We start from the raw sequence: 17,906 nt of genomic DNA on the forward strand, positions 1-17,906 counted from the left end.
TGTTCAGGGTGCCGGTGGTGGCTCTCGGTGCTGCCGTCGGTGCTGCTGCCGGCCTGCGGGCCGGTGCTTTGGAGCCGGTGTCAGGAGCCGGTGTCAGGAGCCGGTGTCAGGAGACAAGGGCGGCACGCTGCTGCGGCGCGGCGACCGCGGCGAGGACGCGCGTCAGCACGGCCTCAGGGGTGGCGCCGGAGAATTCGGCTTCCGGGTCCATCACGAAGCGGTGGGTCCAGACGACGGCGGCCAGGTCCTTGACGTCGTCCGGCAGAACGAAGTTGCGTCCCTGGCTGGCGGCCCAGACTTTGGCGGCGCGGACCATGGCGAGGGCGCCACGGACGGAGACGCCGAGGCGGGTTTCCGGGGCGTTGCGGGTCTCCTCGCACAACCGGGCGATGTATTCGAGCACGGCGGTGTCCACGTGCGTCGTGGCGGCGAGGTCGGCCATGTCCGCGATCGCCTGGGTGGTGATGACCGGTGTGAGGGCCTTGGAACGGTCCTTGAGGTTGGCGCCGCCGAGCAGCTGCACCGTGGAGGCGTGGTCCGGGTAGCCGATGGAGGTCTTGATCAGGAAGCGGTCCAGCTGGGCCTCGGGCAGCCGGTAGGTGCCGGCCTGCTCGATCGGGTTCTGGGTCGCCATCACCATGAACGGCCGGCCGGCCTCGTAGGTGGTGCCGTCCACCGTGACGCGGGATTCCTCCATGACCTCAAGCAGCGCCGACTGGGTCTTCGGCGAGGCACGGTTGATTTCGTCGGCGAGGACGATGTTGTTGAAGATCGGCCCCTTGTGGAACTCGAACTTCTGCGTCTTCTGGTCGTAGATGGTCACACCGGTGACGTCCGAGGGCAGCAGATCCGGGGTGAACTGGATGCGGTTGTTGGAGCCCTGGACGGTGGCCGCGAGGGCCCGCGCCAGCATGGTCTTGCCGGTGCCCGGGGCGTCCTCGAAGAGGACATGCCCCTCGGCGAGCATCGCGGTAAAGGTCAGCCGGATGACGTGGGTCTTGCCCAGGACGGCCTGGCCCACGTTGGCGACGAGCTTCTCGAAGGTGCCGGAAAACCATTCGGCCTGTTCGGTGGTCATGGTCATGGGGTGGTCCTCTTCTTGTCTGGGTGATTCTGTGCTGGGTGATTCTGTCTTGGGTGGACTTGCTGGGGGTGCCGCCGGCGCGGAGTCCCGCGGTGTCCGGCAGCCATTGTCGGTGCACGCATCAGCAGCCTCCGGGCCGGGGTCCAAAGAGGTCCACGGTGGTGGACTTCACGAACCAGCCCGGGTGGCTGCCTTCGGTGACGCGGTACCAGGGGGTGCCGTTGCCGTAGATGTCCTTGGTGCAATTGATGTTGAGCTTGCCCTCGGTCCGTTCGACCCAGCCGGCGCCGCACGACGGGCCGCTGGGACTGTACGTGTCGGTCTGATTTGGCTTGCCGGGACACGTACTGTTGTGCGCCTGGATCTGGGACAACACCGGAACCGGTGGCGGCGGCTCCGACCCGCTGCGGGAGGTGTCGCTGCCGATCCGTCCGTTCTGGCCTCCGCTGACAGCGCGGACCCGCAGGGTGACGGTCTCGCTGAAGCCCACGCTCTTGGAGAAGGACCGCTGCTGCGTGTCCTGCCAGGCTCCGCCGTCGACGCTGTACTGGTAGCCGGTGACGGGCCGTCCGTTGCCGTTCGGCGCGTTCCAGGTCCAGGACACCGTTTTGTCCCCCACTCCGCTGCTCTTGGCCCCGGTGACGGCCGGTGCGAACGCGAGTCCGTAGGGGTTCACCGACGCCGAGGCTGGGCTGCCGTCGCCGGTGCTGGAGCTCCTCGAGGAGACCGCCCAGACCACCACGGCGGTGGCGGTCCCGTTGGGGGCGGCCACCACCCCGCCGCCGGCCGGGATGTTCCCGCTGCCGGAACCGGACGTGAGCTTGTACTTGTACGTGATTTCACCGGCGCTGGAGCCGTTGCGCTGCTCTGCGGAGAGGGCGGCGAAGCGGACGTCAATCTTGCCGCCGTCGCCGCCGGTGTCCACCAGGGTCGCCGAGGGTTGGCCCACCATCGCGGGTTTGCCCACGGCGCGCACGGCGGCGGACTGGGCGCTGGTCCCGGAGGTTCCGGCCTTGTTTGTCGCGGACACCGTGAACGTGTAGTTCGCCTCCGAGTTGTTCACGGTGACGTTCTGCATGGTGCCGGACACCTGCTGGGTTGCAACGGCGGCGCCGCCGTTCAGGGTGGTCAGCGTATAGGCCGAAACAGCGTCGCCGTTGTTGTTCGGGGCTGTCCAGTTCACCTTCAGCTGGGTCTGGCTGCCGACGGACCCGGCCTGGCTGGCGCTCGGCGCTGCCGGGGTGACGGGCACCCCGGCGGGGGTCTCGGCGGCCGAGTAGCCGCTCCATTCGGAGGGCTCCTTGGCGTCGTTGCGGGCCAGGACGCGCACCTTGTAGGCCACGCCGTTCTTGAGTCCCTTCCAGACGTAGTTCACCGAGGTCAGGTTCTGGATCTGGGCGTTCTGCCCGGCTGGTGCCGGGGAGATCTCCAGGTCGTAGGACTTGACCGGCGAACCCTTGGACGCCGGGGCAGCCCAGGCCACCGTGAGCTGGGTGTCGCCGAACTTCACGGCGGGCGCGGTCGGGGTGTCCGGCTTGACGTCAGGGCGTACTTCGGCCGACGCCGGGGAGCGTTCGGAGGTGCCCAGGGCGTTGGTGGCCGTGACCTGGAAGTGGTACTTCGTGTTGTTGGTCAGCCCGGTGAGCGTGCAGGAGTTGGCCGGGCAGTCCTGGCTGTAGCCGCCCTCGCCGGAAACTGTGTACTTGGTGATGGCCGAGCCACGGTCCGCGGGCGCAGTCCAGTTCAGCAAGGCGGTGCCGTCCCCCACGCTTGCAGCCTGCGGTGTAGTCGGCGCCAGCGGCTTGTCCTTGACCGTCAGCCGGATCCGCGCCGTCGCGTTCCGTGAGGACTCCCCGGTCTTGTCCGCCACTGTGTAGGCCACAATCATGGTCCCGGAAAACCCGTCGGCTGGGGTCACCGTGACGGTGTCCCCGGTGACGGCGGCGGAGCCCTGACCGGTCTCGGTCACAGCCGACACGATTTTCAGTGCCGCCTCCGGGAACGGATTGGCGTCGTTGTCGAGCACCCGCACGTTGACGGGTTTGCCGGCGGCGGCGTTGGGTTCAAGATCGTCGTTGGCCACGGGTTTGGGCCGGTTGGAGGCGGTGGCGGTCAGCTGGTAGGTGGCGGTGGCCTCGAGACCGCGGGTGTCCTTGGCCTTGACCTGGACCGCCCCTGTGGCGCCGGCGGCGGTGCCGTCCTTGGCGGAGGCCTTCAGGGTCTTCCCGTTGATGTCCGCGTCGAATCCTGCCGGGACACCGCCCACCAGTTCGTACGTCATCTTGTCCACGTCGCCGTCATCGGGGTCGGTGGTCAGTTTGCCCAGATCGATCGTGGTGGAGTCCGCCTTGGGCACCTCCACCGCGCTGCCCAGCAGCACCGGCGGGTTGTTCCGGTTGGGGTCCGGGAGCACCTTGGTGCGGATGCTGAGGGTGGACTTCAGTCCGGCGGGGTCGTCCGGCCCGGAGCCGTCGGTGACTTCGAAGCTGAGCGAGCCCGGGCCCACGTAGTCCTGGCCGGCGGTGTATTTGAGGGCGGTGCCGTTGCCGGCCACGGCGTCCGAACCGTCAGAGCCGATCAGTTTGATCCGGTCGGTCTGGGTCAGGCGCGGTGAGCGACCCTCGCGGACCTTGACCCATTCCTTGAGGTCCACGGTGACGGACTGGCCGGCGACGAGTTCAATGACCTCGTCCTTGGCCAGGGTGGGGACCTGCTGGCCCACGCCCGGCACCCAGATGATGGCGGTGGATTTCTGGCCGTCGAGGTCCTCGACCGTGTACGGGATGAGCTGCGGCTGTTCGGTGAGCTCCACATTCATGGTGCCCTCGGCGCCGGGCCGGGCGGTCTTGGCGTCGGTGGCGATTTTGAGGTTCTCGCCGACGCCGTCGGGGTCCTCGTCGTTCTTGAGGACGGGAACGTCGACGGCGGTCTTGCCGAGCGTCTGGGCGGAGGTCACCCGGTCGTCCCGGGCGATCGGGGCCAGCAGCGGCACGTCTGCCTGCACCTTGACGGCGATGGCGGCCTGCGCCGTGGCGCCCCGGTCGTCCGCCACGGAGTAGCGCACGTTGACGGTGCCTTCCGCACCGGGGGCGAGCAGGATGATGCGGGACGACTGCTTGCTGACGGTGGCCTGCAGTTCCGGAGCGGCTTCGATGCCGTCGCTGATGATCCGGATCTGGTCTCCGTCGGGGTCGGAGTCGTTGCCGGTGGCGTCCACGGCGATCTGCCGTCCGGGGCGGACCTTGACCTCGTCATCCACCGGGGTGGGCAACTGGTTCGTGTCCCCGCGCGGGGCGATGCCGACGGTCACGGTGCCGGTGTTGACGGCCCCCTGCCGGTCGACGACTTTGTAGCGGAAGGTGTCCGTGCCGGCGCCGTCGCCGGCTGCGGTGAAGTCGATGAAGTTGCTGCCCACGGTGGCGGTGCCCATCGCCGGGGTGCTGTCGATTCCCGTCAGCTGGGCGGAGTCGCCGTCGGGGTCGATCCCGTCGAGTTCCACCGGAATCCGCACGGACCCGGCGGCCACCACACGGGCCGTGAGGTTCCGCGGCTGCGGGCGGGAGTTTTCCGCGCCCTCCAGCGGCAGGATGTGGATGGTGACGGCCGCGGCGCTCTTCTGGCCCTGCGGGTCGACGGCGTTGTAGATCGCCCGGACGGTCTTAGGTTCCGCGCCGGCGATGAAGCGGAGGGTGTTTTCAGACACGAAGCTTTTCCCGTCCGTTTCGGGGACGGGCTGCGGCAGGACGGGGTCCACGCTGAGCTTCTCGCCTTGGGGGTGGGTGTCGTTGGCCAGCACCGGGATGGTGACGACGTCGTTGACCCGCACGTTCACCTCGTCCGGTTTGGGCTGCGGGGCCTCGACGACGGCGGGAGCCGGGACGGGAACCACGGAGACGCTGCCGGTGGCCGATTTGGTGCCGTTGGACATGGTGTAGCGGAAGGTGAACGGGTCCTTGGTGCCGACAACGTCGGTGATCCGCAGGACGCTGTGGTCGATGACGCTGACCGAGGCGGTCGCGTTCTCGGGCAGCTGGACGGATTGCAGCACCAGCACGCCGCCGGAGGGGTCCGAGTCGTTGGCCAGCGGGTCCAGGAGCACGCTGCCGCCGACGGGCATCAGGGCGACGTCGTGCACGGCCACCGGGTCGCCGGTGTCCTTGCCGGATTCGACGTCCACGCGGATCAGGCCCTGGCTGCTTTGCGGGCCGTTGCTGGCGATGTACGTCAGGTAGATGGGGCCGGGGGTGCCGCTGCGGAAGGTGAAGGTTCCGCCGTCGGTCACTTGACCCAATTCCGCGGTGCCGGCGGCCTCGACCTGGGCCAGGCGCAGCGCGCCACCGTTGGGGTCGACGTCGTTCTTGAGCGGCGCGATCACGAGGTCCTGGCCGACGACGGCCGTGACGTGGTCGGCGTTGACCACGGGCTGCATGGCACCGGGGGGCTGGACGTTTACGGTAACCTTGCCGGTGCTGGTGGCCCGGCCGTCCCAGACGGTCACGGTGACGGACTTCTTGCCCGGCGCGGCGCCGGAGTCCTGATAAGTGAGCAGACCGTCGCGGCGGACCTTGACCTGGTCCTGGTCGTTGTCGGCCTTGGCGTCCATCAGCACCAGGTCGTCGCCGTCGGGGTCGGTCCAGTCGGTGAGGATGTTCTGGCTGACGGTTTTACCCTGCTCTACCAGCATCGTGGTGGGTTCGCCGCGTTTGAACAGGGGCGGAGCGTTCTCGTCCAGGCCGACAACGTTCAGGGTGATGCTTCCGGCGGCGGAGAGCCCGCGGCCGTCGGCGGCGTTGTAGCCAAAGGTTTCGGTGCCGGGCTTCGTATCGGCCGGGACCGTGATCTGGAACGCGGTGCCGCCGTAGATGTTCTCGAGGCTGCCGGCGGCCGGGCCGTTGGCGCCCGCGGAGGCGGTGAGGACGTCGCCGTCGGGGTCCGAGTCGTTGTCCAGTACGGACAGGATGGTGGTGCGGCCCGGGCGGACGCCGACGGCGTCGGGCTTGGTTTCCGGGGGACGGTTGGGTTTGGTGCGGTCCGGTAGGACGTTGACGGTGTTGGTGTCCGCCGACTCCTGGTCCTGGTCATCGGACTGGTTCTTGGGCGGGACGACGTCGTCCCAGTTGTTGACCAGTTGCATGTTCTGGTTGACCAGCCAGACATTGCCGGAATTCACATCATTGAGGACCACCAGATCCCGGTTGACCCGGAACGCATACGACGGCGAGGCGCTGGCCTTGGGCACATCCACCGTCTTGTCATCGGCATCACTGACACACTCACGCACATACTTGTTCGCCCCCGACCACGCCGCATGCACACACCCCGCCAGCTGCACCGGCGCCGCCGGAACACCCTGCCCGCCGAACGTCACCGTCTTCGCCGTCGAACCATCCAGCGGCTGGCGCAACAGCGCCTTCGGCGTCGCGACCGCCACCGCATCCGCCGCCGGACCCGAAAGCTGCAGCTTCGCATCCCGCGCCTCCGCCAACGCCAGCTCACGCCCGCCCGGCAGGAACAACTTCCCCCGCCCCGCATCCAGCACCACCGGCTGGTCCCCCACGACCGCCAACTGCAGATCCCCGGCACCCTTGAGCCCCTCCCAGGAACTCACCGTCGAATCCGTAACCGCACCCCCGGCATCCACACTCGTCACCGTGACCTGCCCGGACTTCGGATCCGCACTGTAAATCCGGTCATCAGCCCCGACCGCCGACACCGTCCCGGCCGAACCCGTCAACACCGGCTCCGAACTCTCCTCATCAAAACCATTCACCGTCGACGGCGAAAGCGCCCACACCGTCCCCTTGGCCGCATCCGTCACCGACATCACCTGCGACCCGAAACTCACCGCCGCGGACCCCGGCAGCTTCTTATCCCCACCCAAACGCATGTTCGCCGCCGACACCTGGTTCAACGTCGAACCCGCACTGTCATCAACAAACACCGTCCCGGCATCCTGCAACACATCAAACGTCGTACTCGCCGGCGTCACCGCCCCATCCAACACCCGCGACGGATAATTCAACCGCCCCACCGCATTCTTGGACTTCGACACCACCCACACCCCACCATCGTTCAACTCCACCTCAGTGGTCTTAAACCCCGGATAGATGACGGCAGCCGTGACCAGCACCGCGGCAGCGGAGATGGAGGCGGTAACGGCGATGAGCTTGTTGCGCCGTTTATGTGACCCCGGATGATCGAAGCCCGGCTTCCTGGACCCCAGCGTGGCGAAGAGACGTGTCACAGCTTCAGATTTCCTTCAAAAAGGCGTAGTGATTCCCGTGGCGGACCCGAGACCAGGACCTCACTTCCCGCGACAGCCTACCGAACCTGCCGGGGGTGCGCGATGGGGAGGACTTCCCTGCCGCCTTCAGCATCGGGGAATCCCGAGACTGTACGGCGCACCGAGCTGGGTGTGCCCCGCGATCACGTACCGGCCAACGTTCCGGTTGGAGCCTGATTCCACCCGGTACCACTCGGTGTCCGGGGAGTTGGTCCAGTTGTCGTTTTGCACGATGTAGCACTTGACCACGATGGTCTCCCCGCTGTTCTTGTAGAACCATGGGGGCGAGTCGCCGTTGTTGACGCCGTCGCAGTCGAAGTAGGGAGTGGGACGGTAGTTCGAGCCGCCCTGCGTGTAGGTGCAGGTGCGCACGAAGTTCGGATCCGAGGTCTTGACCCGGGTGGTCCAGACGCGCTGCGGCGGTCCGGACTGGGCGGAGGCTGAGGCAACCGGGCCGCCGGTCCCAAGGGAGTTGACGGTCTGGACCTGGATGGTGTGCCGTTCGTCGAAGCCGGCGGTGTTGACCGTCCGGCTTCCTGACCCCGCGACCCGTTCCCAGCCCCCGCCGTCGATCTTGATCTGGGTATAGGCGACGTCGTTGGTCGAGGTCGACGGCGAGCTCCAGCTGAAACTCAGGCTCTTCTGGTTCTCCGCGCCGTTCTGGCCGGACGCCGAGGGGGTTCCTGGCGCACCGTACGGCGTGGCGGGGGCTCCGGTACTGGCGTCCGAGCTTGGCGCCACGGTGGAGTTCGCGGTCACGGTGATGGTCGTGGCGGCCCCGTTCGTGAACCCGCCCACGGTCTGCCCGGGCCTGATGGGGCCGGACTGGCCGGTGCTTGCCCTGTACGTGTAGCTGACCTCGTTGGGGGCGGAGCCGTTGCGCTCGGCGTTGCTGAGTTCCCGGAAGTTGATCGTCACGGCCCGGCCCGCACCGCCGGTGTTGGCCTCGGTGGCGCTCACGCCGGAGACCGTCGAGAGCTTGCCGGTGGCGCGGCGCGGCGCCGAGGCTGCGCTGACGGCACCCTTGCCTGCCTTGTTTTCGGCCTGGACAGTGAAGGTGTAGGACGCCTCGGAGTTGTTCGCGGTGAAGTTAGCGGTCCGGACCGTCCCGGCCACCATCTGGGTCTGGGCGGCTCCGCCGCCGCCGCTCATGGTGACGTAGTAGTTCTTGATCGCGTCGCCGTTGGTGTTCGGTTCGGCCCAGTTCACCTTGAGCTGGTTTGAGGTGCCCACGGCAGAGTCAACCGCCGTCGTCGGTGCCGCCGGGGCTGCCGGGACACCGGCGGGGTTGTCCTCGGCGGAGTAGATCCCCCACTCGGACGGGCCAAGCTCGTTGACGGCCTGGGCACGCACCTTGTAGCGCACGCCGTTGGTCAGTCCCGGCCAGGTGTAGTTCAGGCCGGTGACGCCGTTCTTCACGCCAATCCCGCTGGCCGGCGGCGGGGAGATCTCCAGGTTGTAGCTCTTGACGGCCGAGCCCTCGGTCTTGGCCGGGGCCCAGTTGACGACCATGTTCTTGTCACCGGCCTTGACCGTCGGGGCCTCCGGCGGGGACGGCTTTTCATCGGGCCGGATTTCGTTGGACGCCGCCGAGGGCGCTGACTCCCCCACCTCGTTGGTGGCGGTGACGGTGAAGACGTACTTGACGTCGTTGGTCAGGCCGCTGAGCGTACACGTGGTGGTGGCGCAGTCCTGGCTGAAGCCGCTGGAAGTGACGGTGTACTTGCGAATGGCGGCGCCGTTGTCCGACGGCGGGGCCCACTTGAGCACGGCGGTGCGGCTGCGGACGTCCGTCGCGGACGGTGCCGACGGTGCGTCCGGCTTGTCCCGGACCGTGATGCGCACCCGGCCGCTCGCCTGACGCGTGGGGTCCTCGGTTTTGTCCTGCACGGTGTAGCGGATCACCATCACGCCCTTGGAGCCCTCGGCGGGAGTGACCGTGATGGAGTCCCCGGTCACGGCCGGGGCGCCCGCGGCGGAGCCGGTTTCGACCGTTGCCGAGATGATCTTCAGCGGAGTCCCACCGAAGGGGTTGAAGTCGTTGGCCAGGACGTTGATGGTCTCGGTCCTGCCCGCATTGGCACCCTCGATGACGTCCTCGTTTGCCGTCGGGAGGGGCCGGTTGGAGGCGACGACGGTGGCGGCCACCGTGGCCTTGACCGGTTCGGAGCGGCCGTCGGTGACCTTCAGCGGGATGGTCCCCTGGCGTCCCGCGGCGCTGGTGGCTTCCGCGGTGACCTTGAGGGTCTGGCCCTCGATCGTGGCCTGGAACCCGTCCGGCAGGGTGCCGTCAAGCTCGAACTTGAGCTTTTCCTGGTCTCCGGAGTCCACGTCCTTGGCGAGGTTGCCGAGCTCCAGGCTGACGGATTCGGCCTTCGGCACCTCCAGATCGGTGCCGCTGAAGCTGGGCTGGTGGTTGGCGTTCGGGTCCGGGAGGACCCGGGTGATGATGCTCAGGGTCGAGGTGAGGCCCTGCGGATCGTCCGGGCCGGTCCCGTCGGTGACCTCGAAGGTCACGGAGCCGGGGCCGACGTAGTCCTCGAGTGCGGCGTAGCGCAGCGCGGAGCCGTTCCCGGCCACCACGTTCTCCGTCGCGGCCCCCTGCACCCGGACCTTGTCCACCTGCGTGATGCGCGGGGTGCGCCCGTCCCGGACCCGGACGTACTCGTTCAGGTCGAGGGTGATTTCCTGGCCCGCCATCACTTCCACGACGTCGGTGCGCGCCAGGCTCGGGTGCTGCTCGCCCTGCCCCGGAACCCAGATGATTGCCGTCGCGCTTTGGCCGTCGACGTCGGTGACGGTGTACGGGACCAACTGGTCCTTCGGGACCAGGGCGACGACGACGTTGCCGTCGCCTCCGACCCGGGCGTTCGGGTTGCCGTCGGGCAGGGAGACCTTGAGTTCGGCGGCGACGCCGTCGGGGTCCGAGTCGTTCTTCAGGACCGGGACGTCGACGGCGGACTTGCCGAGGGTCTCCGCGGGGGTGACCACGTCGTCCTTGGCGACCGGGGGCTTGAGGGCTGCCTCGGGGCTGATCCGGACGCGGATCACGGCGCTGCCCTGGGCTTTTTTATCGTCCTGGACCTTGTAGCTGACGCTCTCGTTGCCGGCGGTGCCGGGCGCCGTGAGGAGCACCTTGCCGCCGTCGGCTGCTTCCACCTGCAGTTCGGGGCGGGCTTCGAAGGCGTTCGAGACCAGGCTGATCGGGTCCCCGTCGGGGTCCGAGTCGTTGCTGAGGGCGTCGACGGCGATCTTGCGGCCGGGGCGGACGTCGACGGCGTCGTCCATGGCGATGGGTTTCTGGTTGTTGGCTTCCGGCGGGGCGATGCCGACAATCACGGTGCCGGTGTTTTCGGCGCCGATCCGGTCCCGGACGCGGTAGTTGAAGGTGTCCGTGCCGGCGGCGTTGCCGGTGGCAGTGAATTCAAGGTAGCCGTCCTTCACCAGCGCAGTTCCCGTGGCGGGGGCCCTGTCGATACCGATCAGCTGGACGGAGTCGCCGTCGGAGTCGATGCCGTCCAGCGGCACGGGAATGCGGACCACCATCCCGGCCACGACGCGGGCGGTCAGGTTTTTCGGTTCCGGGCGGGTGTTCCGCTCGTCGTCGCGGGCCCGGATCCGGATGGTGAGCTGCTGGGAGTCCGATTGTCCGGAGTCGTTGGTGACCTTGTAGATCGCGTACACGGTCTTGGGCGCTTCACCGGCGATGAAGCGCAGGGTGTTGCCGGAAGGGAAGATGCGGCCGTCGGCGGCGTCGGGCTGCTGCGCGAGGACCGGTTCGAGGGTCAGCTTTCCGCCGTTGGGGTCGGTGTCGTTCTCGAGGACGGGGATGGTGACGACGTCGCCGGCCCTTACGGTCGCTTCGTCCGGTTTGGCCTGCGGGGCCTGGAGTTTGGCGGGGGCCGGGACCACGAGGACGGCGATCTCGCCGCTGGCTGAGGACTTGCCGTTGGAGATGGTGTAGGTGACGTTGAGCTGGCCCTGAGCGCGGATATCGGTGATCCGGACCACCGAGTGGTCCAGGACGGAGACGCTCACGGGCTGCCCGTCTTCGGCCGTGACGGACTGGACCACCAGCACGCCGCCGGAGGGGTCGGAGTCGTTGCCCAGGACATCCACCAGGACGCTGCCGCCGCTGGGGAGCAGGGCGGTGTCCCGCACGGCCACCGGGGCGCCGTCGCCGTTGCCGGGCACGACGTCGACCCTGACCAGTTGCTGGCCGCTGGCCGGGCCGTTGGTCACAAGGTAGGTGACGTAGTGGGCGCCTTGGGCGGTGGAGTTGAACGTGAAGGTCTGCTGGTCCGCACCCATCGCGGCGGTGGAGTTGCCGTCGGGGCTGACCTGGGCGAGGCGCAGCGCGCCGCCCTGGGGATCGGAGTCATTCTTGAGCGGGGTGACGACAGTGTCCACCCCGGCAACGGCTACGAGGTGGTCCGCGTTGGCGATCGGCGGCAGGGCCCCGGGTGCCCGGACGTCGACGGTGATCTTGCCTTCGGTGCTGGACTGACCATCGGAGACCGTGACGGTGACGATCTTGCGACCGGGCTCGGCGCCGGCATCCTGGAAGCTGAGCAGCCCGTCGGGACGGGCCTTGAGCTGGTCCCGGGGGTCGCTGCTGGTGGCGCTGACCACGTAGAGGTCGTCGCCGTCGGGGTCGATCCAGTCCGGGAGGATGTTCTGGGTGACAAGCTTGCCGGACTGCACCACCAGGGAGGTGTTCCGGTTGGGTTTCTGCCGCGGCGCGGAGTTCTCCCCCGCGGGGATGACGGTGAGCGTGATGTCGGCTGTGGCGGAGAGCCCGCGGCCGTCGTCGGCCGAATATTTGAAGGTCTCCGAGCCGGTCTGCTCCGCCGGGACACTGACCTGGAAGCCGGTGGAGCCGTAGATCGGCGCCAGGAGTCCGGATTTGACCGGATCGGGGGCCTGGACGGTGAGGATGTCGCCGTCGGGGTCGGTGTCGTTATCGAGTACGGGAAGGATCGTGGTCTTACCGGCGCGGACGCCGAAGCTGTCCGGATTGGCCACGGGAGCGCTGTTGGGTTTGGTCCGGTCCGGCAGGACGGTCTGCTGGACCTCGTCGGCGGAATCCTTGTCCGCATCGTCGGAGGTCTGCTTGGGCGGGACGACGTCGTCCCAGTTGTTGACCAGCTGCATGTTCTGGTTGACCAGCCAGACATTGCCGGAATTCACATCATTGAGGACCACCAGATCCCGGTTGACCCGGAACGCATACGACGGCGAGGCGCTGGCCTTGGGCACATCCACCGTCTTGTCATCGGCATCACTGACACACTCACGCACATACTTGTTCGCCCCCGACCACGCCGCATGCACACACCCCGCCAGCTGCACCGGCGCCGCCGGAACACCCTGCCCGCCGAACGTCACCGTCTTCGCCGTCGAACCATCCAGCGGCTGGCGCAACAGCGCCTTCGGCGTCGCGACCGCCACCGCATCCGCCGCCGGACCCGAAAGCTGCAGCTTCGCATCCCGCGCCTCCGCCAACGCCAGCTCACGCCCGCCCGGCAGGAACAACTTCCCCCGCCCCGCATCCAGCACCACCGGCTGGTCCCCCACGACCGCCAACTGCAGATCCCCGGCACCCTTGAGCCCCTCCCAGGAACTCACCGTCGAATCCGTAACCGCACCCCCGGCATCCACACTCGTCACCGTGACCTGCCCGGACTTCGGATCCGCACTGTAAATCCGGTCATCAGCCCCGACCGCCGACACCGTCCCGGCCGAACCCGTCAACACCGGCTCCGAACTCTCCTCATCAAAACCATTCACCGTCGACGGCGAAAGCGCCCACACCGTCCCCTTGGCCGCATCCGTCACCGACATCACCTGCGACCCGAAACTCACCGCCGCGGACCCCGGCAGCTTCTTATCCCCACCCAAACGCATGTTCGCCGCCGACACCTGGTTCAACGTCGAACCCGCACTGTCATCAACAAACACCGTCCCGGCATCCTGCAACACATCAAACGTCGTACTCGCCGGCGTCACCGCCCCATCCAACACCCGCGACGGATAATTCAACCGCCCCACCGCATTCTTGGACTTCGACACCACCCACACTCCACCATCGTTCAACTCCACCTCAGTGGTCTTAAACCCCGGATAGATGACGGCGCCCGTGATGAGGACGGCGGAGGCGGCAGCAAGGCCGGTTCCGGCCAGAAAACGTCGGCGGCGGGCCGTGAGAGGGCGTGCCGTAACCGGTCGGCGGGTTTTTGGCCGCAGTGCTGACAGCAAGGTCTTCATGTGTGCGGTGCCCCCCAGAGTCACGGCATCCAAGCATGGGGCATCGGCCTTGGCTGGTGTCGGATAGCTTTGACTATTGCATATTAGCTATCGATTTGAAAAACCCGGGCGCGTCGCGCCCGAAGGGAACGGCATCGGCGCAGCGCAGGGGCCGATTAGTCCAGGACGAGGCCGCGGCCGCTGCCGCGCTGGAGCTGCACCGGGTGGATCTCGCCGAAGCCCCGGACGTCTTCGGCCGGCCGCGGATGCAGGACGAAGCGGTCGTCCTCTTCCAGCGCGGCCGCGGTCATGGAATCCACCAGCACCGTCCCCGGATCCGCCAGCGCGGTGAGCCGGGCGGCCAGGTTGACCGTCGGGCCGTAGATGTCGCCCAGCCGGGAGAGGATGCGGCCCCACACCATGGCCACGCGGGCCTGCGGCAGGATTTCGTCGTCGGTGAAGGCCTGGCAGAGGGCGAGGGAGATCTCGGCGCCGGCCGCGGGGGTCTCGGCGATGTACAGGACCTCGTCGCCGACGGTCTTCACCAGGCGCCCGCCGCCCACCGAGATGATCTCGGCACACTTGTTCTCGAAGCGCTGCACCAGCTGCGCGAGGGTCTTTTCGTTCATTCGGCGGGACAGGCTCGTGTAGGAGACCAGGTCCGCGAAGCCGACGGCCCGTGCCAGCGGCAGCGGGGCGTCATCCTCGTCGCCTTCACGGCCCTCCTCGCTGGATGCCAGCCCGGCCTCGGCGCGCACGGCAAGGCGCTGGACGCCGGCGTTGAGCTGGCGGCGCCAGGAGTAGAGCAGCATTTCCTCGAGCGCGTCCACGAGGGACGGCAGTTCGCCGACCAGGCGCTTGCGGGCCATGGCGTCGGTGACGCCCTGGTTCTGGACCATGTCCTCGACGAGGGCCTCGACCTGCCAGACCACCATGCGGTCTGTCATCTGGCCGATGGCGCGGGTCACGGAGATGGCGGCTTCCTCGGTGAGTTTGCCGGCGCGGACCAGGTCCACAATGGTGTTCAGCGCGGCCTGGTCGCGTTCTGTGAACGCAACGTCCTCGTCCCCGATATTGGGGAAGCCCAGGGCCCGCCAGAGTTTCCGGGCCGAGAGCAGGGACAGTCCGGCGCCGGATGCGACTTCACGGCGGCGGAGCTTGCGTTCCCCGCCGAGCAGCCGCTGCTCGAGGGCTTTCAGGGCCACGCGTTCGGCGGACATGGTTCCGGTGGGCGCCGCGGGGGCAGCCATTCCTGCGGTGCCGTCGGGGCGGGCGCCAGGGCTGGCATCGGCGTCGAGGTCGGGGCCGGCGTCGGCGTCGAGACTGGTGTCCGCCGCGAACTCGGCGTCGGACGGGTCCGAGTCGGTCTCGACGGAATCGGCGTCGTCGGGTTCGGCCGGAGCAGCGCCGGCCTGCCCATCCGCGGCGGAGTCCGCGGCCTCATCCGAGCCTTCGGCGATGGAATCGAGGACGGCTGCTTCGAGGCTGGCGGCCTCGACGAAGGCGTCAGAAACGTGTGACGGCTCCTCTGCCAGCAGTCCTGCTTCACGGCGTACGTTGTCAGCGCTCATCTCTTCCACCTTCTCTCGTCTCGTCAGGCCAGGCCCCGTCTGCGTTGTACGGCCCTCCCCCGGCACCCAGGACGCCGCCCTGGGGCAGGTCGTCAATGGCGTCGTGGATGAAGTTGCGGAATGTCGCAGCTTCCGGAACGTCGGGGACCACCGTGCTGGAGGGGTACCCGGTATCCAAGGATATATTCCCGGACCGCAATACGCGTTGGAGCAACGACTGATGGATGACCACATTACGAATGGTGGCCAGGGAGACCTGCAGGTCCCGCCGCCGCAGCATGCCGTAGCGGACCACCAGCCGCTGGCTCGTCAGGATGTATTTGGTGGCGTGCCAGCTCATGACTCTCGGCAGGCAGTAGCCCAGCAGCACCCAGGCCGCCAGCGTAATGCACGCCCCGATCAGCCACGGCGTCCACTCCCTGGCGGACTCCTTGAGCAGCGGGGCCAGCCGGGCGGGCCCGCCCTTCACGATCCAGGCGCTGGCGTAGGCGGCCAGCGCCGGAACCAGGATGAACAGCAGCGCCGGGACAATCAGGGTCCTGGGCTGCGGCCGGGTCACCACGATCACCTGCTCGCCCGGGAAGAGCTCTTTACGCATAACCGCTTTCGTGACCCGCATTCTGGCCGGGAGGAGTCCAGGGCCGCAGGTGCACCACATCGCCGGCTGTCACCACGTGCTCGTGTCCCCCGGAGTCGACCACCATGAGTGAGCCGTAGTCATCCAGGCGGGTGGCATGGCCGATGATTTCGTGGTCGCCGGGCAGTTGGGCGCGGACCTGCTTGCCCAGCGTCGTCAGCAGGTGCTCGACCCGCTTGTGCAGCGAGGGCCCGCCGGCCATCCCGGCGGCGGGATCGCCGTCGGCGTTGCAGAAGCTGCGGTAGAGCGTGGCGAACCGGGACAGGTAGCTCTTGAGCAGCTCGGTCCGGTCCACCGTCGTCGGGTGTTCCAGCAGGACCGACGTGGCGTTGGGTACCGGCAGGTCGGCTTCGGTGAGGGTGACGTTCAGCCCGGTCCCCAGCACGACGGGCGGCACGGCACCGCCGGCCATCGGGCCCAGCTGGGCCAGGATGCCGGCGATTTTCCGGCCGCGCACCAGGACGTCGTTGGGCCACTTGAGCTCGGCCGGGAGGCCTGCCGTCTCCAGCAGGGCCTCGCGCAGGGCCAGTGCCGCCAGCAGCGAGAGCCAGGAGTAGCTCTGGGTCGGCAGCGGTCGTCCTTCGGCGTTGACCGGGCGCAGCACCAGCGAGACGGAGACCGAGCTGTTGGCCGGCGCTTCCCAGCGGCGGTCCAGGCGGCCGCGGGCGGCGCTCTGGTATTCGGCGGTGAGCACGGTCAGGTCCGGGTACGCGGCGGGGTCCTCGGTGACACCGCGGAGCAGGTCCGCGTTCGTGGAGCCGGTGGAGTCCACCACCGTGAGCCGAGGAATGCCGTGCGCGGAGAGGAACGCCTCATCGCTGAGGGCGTTCACATCAAGGGGCGGACGGTCCGGGACTTCCTGCGCGGCTTCCATGCTTTGAATCCTACCGAGTTACGCCGGCTCCGGCTGGCCGGTCCGCCCGCCGGCCGGGAAGCGGCAGGAAACTCAGAGGAAGATGTCAGGAATCAGCTTCTCTTCCGGGGCGCCCAGGCTGTACGGGGTGAAGTCCGTGACGCCGGCGGCCGCGAGGACCTGCTCGTCCGTGTAGAAGTTCCCGCTCCAGCTGCCCGATTCCGGGATGGCGTTGCTGCTGGTCAGCACGGCGTGGGCCGCATCCGCCATGATTTCGGGGCCGCGGGCGCCCTGGACGATCCGGTCGCCGCCGGGCATGTTGCGGATGGCGGCCGTGTTGATCAGGGTGCAGGGCCAGAGTGAGTTCACGCTGATGCCGTCGACCTTCAGTTCCTCGGCGAGGCCCAGGGTGGTCAGGCTCATTCCGTACTTCGCCATCGTGTACGCCAGGTGCAGGCCGGCCCACTTGGGGTCCAGGTTCAGCGGCGGGGAGAGGGTCAGGATCTGGCCGGCGTCGGATTCGCGCAGGGCGGGCAGGGCGAGCTTGGAGAGCAGGAAGGTGCCGCGGACGTTGATGTCCTGCATCAGGTCATAGCGCTTCATGTCGACGTTGTCGGTTTTGGACAGGTCGATCGCGGAGGCGTTGTTGATGACGATGTCGATCCCGCCGAAGCGTTCGACGGCGGCAGCCACCGCGCCGGCCACGTCGGCGTCGTTGCGCACATCCCCGACCAGCGGCAGGGCCTGGCCGCCGGCTTCCTCGATCTGTTCGGCGGCGGAGTAGACCGTGCCTTCCAGCTTGGCGTGCGGCTGGCCGGTCTTGGCCATCAGAACGATGTTGGCGCCGTCGCGCGCGGCGCGGGTGGCGATGGCCAGGCCGATGCCGCGGCTTCCCCCGGAGATGAGGATGGTGCGGCCCTGGAGGGAACCGGCGGCCTGGTAGGGCCCTGGCTGCTGGGACTGCGGGGCGGTGCCCGAAGCGTCATTGCTCAAAGTCATGAGGACACTCTAGCCGACACAAGTTACTGGCGAGTAACATCGACGCTTGGCGCGTGTCCGGACAGCCGCCGCCCCCGCCCACGTGGTGGTTCCGGTGAGAGTCGCGGTGAATCTTGTAGGTTTTCTACAGCGGCATGGGCCAATAGCGTCACTAGACTTGCCATCAAGGCCCGGCTTTTGTGGATACCAGCCAAAGCACCACGCGGGACAGGGCCGGCGCACCACAGCATCGC

General features: G+C 68.1%; 8 protein-coding genes. 1 reads left to right on the forward strand and 7 read right to left on the reverse strand.

What is annotated here, in order from left to right; translation table 11 throughout:
* Window positions 1-106: 106 nt before the first annotated feature.
* The 3 genes from QK291_RS08465 to QK291_RS08475 form a co-directional block, all read right to left on the reverse strand.
* Complete coding sequence (locus QK291_RS08465; RefSeq protein ID WP_282380805.1) at window positions 107-1,084, reverse strand: MoxR family ATPase; 978 nt, start codon at window positions 1,082-1,084, stop codon at window positions 107-109.
* A 121-nt stretch (window positions 1,085-1,205) separates the two neighbouring features.
* Window positions 1,206-7,247 carry an Ig-like domain-containing protein gene (locus QK291_RS08470; protein WP_282380851.1) on the reverse strand — a complete coding sequence of 2,014 codons (6,042 nt, stop codon included), beginning with the start codon at window positions 7,245-7,247 and terminating at the stop codon, window positions 1,206-1,208.
* Between the two features lie 207 nt (window positions 7,248-7,454).
* Window positions 7,455-12,995 (reverse strand): Ig-like domain-containing protein, encoded by a 5,541-nt coding sequence (locus QK291_RS08475; RefSeq protein WP_282380807.1) that lies wholly within the window; start codon window positions 12,993-12,995, stop codon window positions 7,455-7,457.
* Window positions 12,996-13,188: 193 nt separating this feature from the next.
* Here QK291_RS08475 and QK291_RS08480 point away from each other — a divergent pair, with 193 nt between their 5' ends.
* Window positions 13,189-13,404 (forward strand): hypothetical protein, encoded by a 216-nt coding sequence (locus QK291_RS08480; protein ID WP_282380809.1) that lies wholly within the window; start codon window positions 13,189-13,191, stop codon window positions 13,402-13,404.
* Between the two features lie 385 nt (window positions 13,405-13,789).
* Here the strand turns inward: QK291_RS08480 and QK291_RS08485 are convergent, their stop codons facing one another.
* From QK291_RS08485 to QK291_RS08500, 4 genes are all read right to left on the reverse strand, one after another.
* Window positions 13,790-14,863, reverse strand: coding sequence for an adenylate/guanylate cyclase domain-containing protein (locus tag QK291_RS08485; RefSeq protein WP_282380853.1), 1,074 nt, complete (start codon window positions 14,861-14,863; stop codon window positions 13,790-13,792).
* Between the two features lie 310 nt (window positions 14,864-15,173).
* A complete protein-coding gene (locus QK291_RS08490; protein WP_282380811.1) occupies window positions 15,174-15,782 on the reverse strand; it encodes a PH domain-containing protein in 609 nt (202 codons plus the stop codon).
* Window positions 15,775-16,695, reverse strand: coding sequence for a biotin--[acetyl-CoA-carboxylase] ligase (locus QK291_RS08495; RefSeq protein WP_282380813.1), 921 nt, complete (start codon window positions 16,693-16,695; stop codon window positions 15,775-15,777). The genes QK291_RS08490 and QK291_RS08495 overlap by 8 nt, the downstream gene beginning before the upstream one ends.
* A gap of 72 nt (window positions 16,696-16,767) precedes the next feature.
* Window positions 16,768-17,673: an NAD(P)-dependent oxidoreductase gene (locus tag QK291_RS08500; protein WP_282380815.1), complete on the reverse strand. Its 906-nt coding sequence runs from the start codon at window positions 17,671-17,673 to the stop codon at window positions 16,768-16,770.
* Window positions 17,674-17,906 lie beyond the last annotated feature (233 nt).

The sequence above is a fragment of the Arthrobacter sp. AL12 genome (assembly GCF_029960645.1).
Lineage (GTDB): Bacteria > Actinomycetota > Actinomycetes > Actinomycetales > Micrococcaceae > Arthrobacter.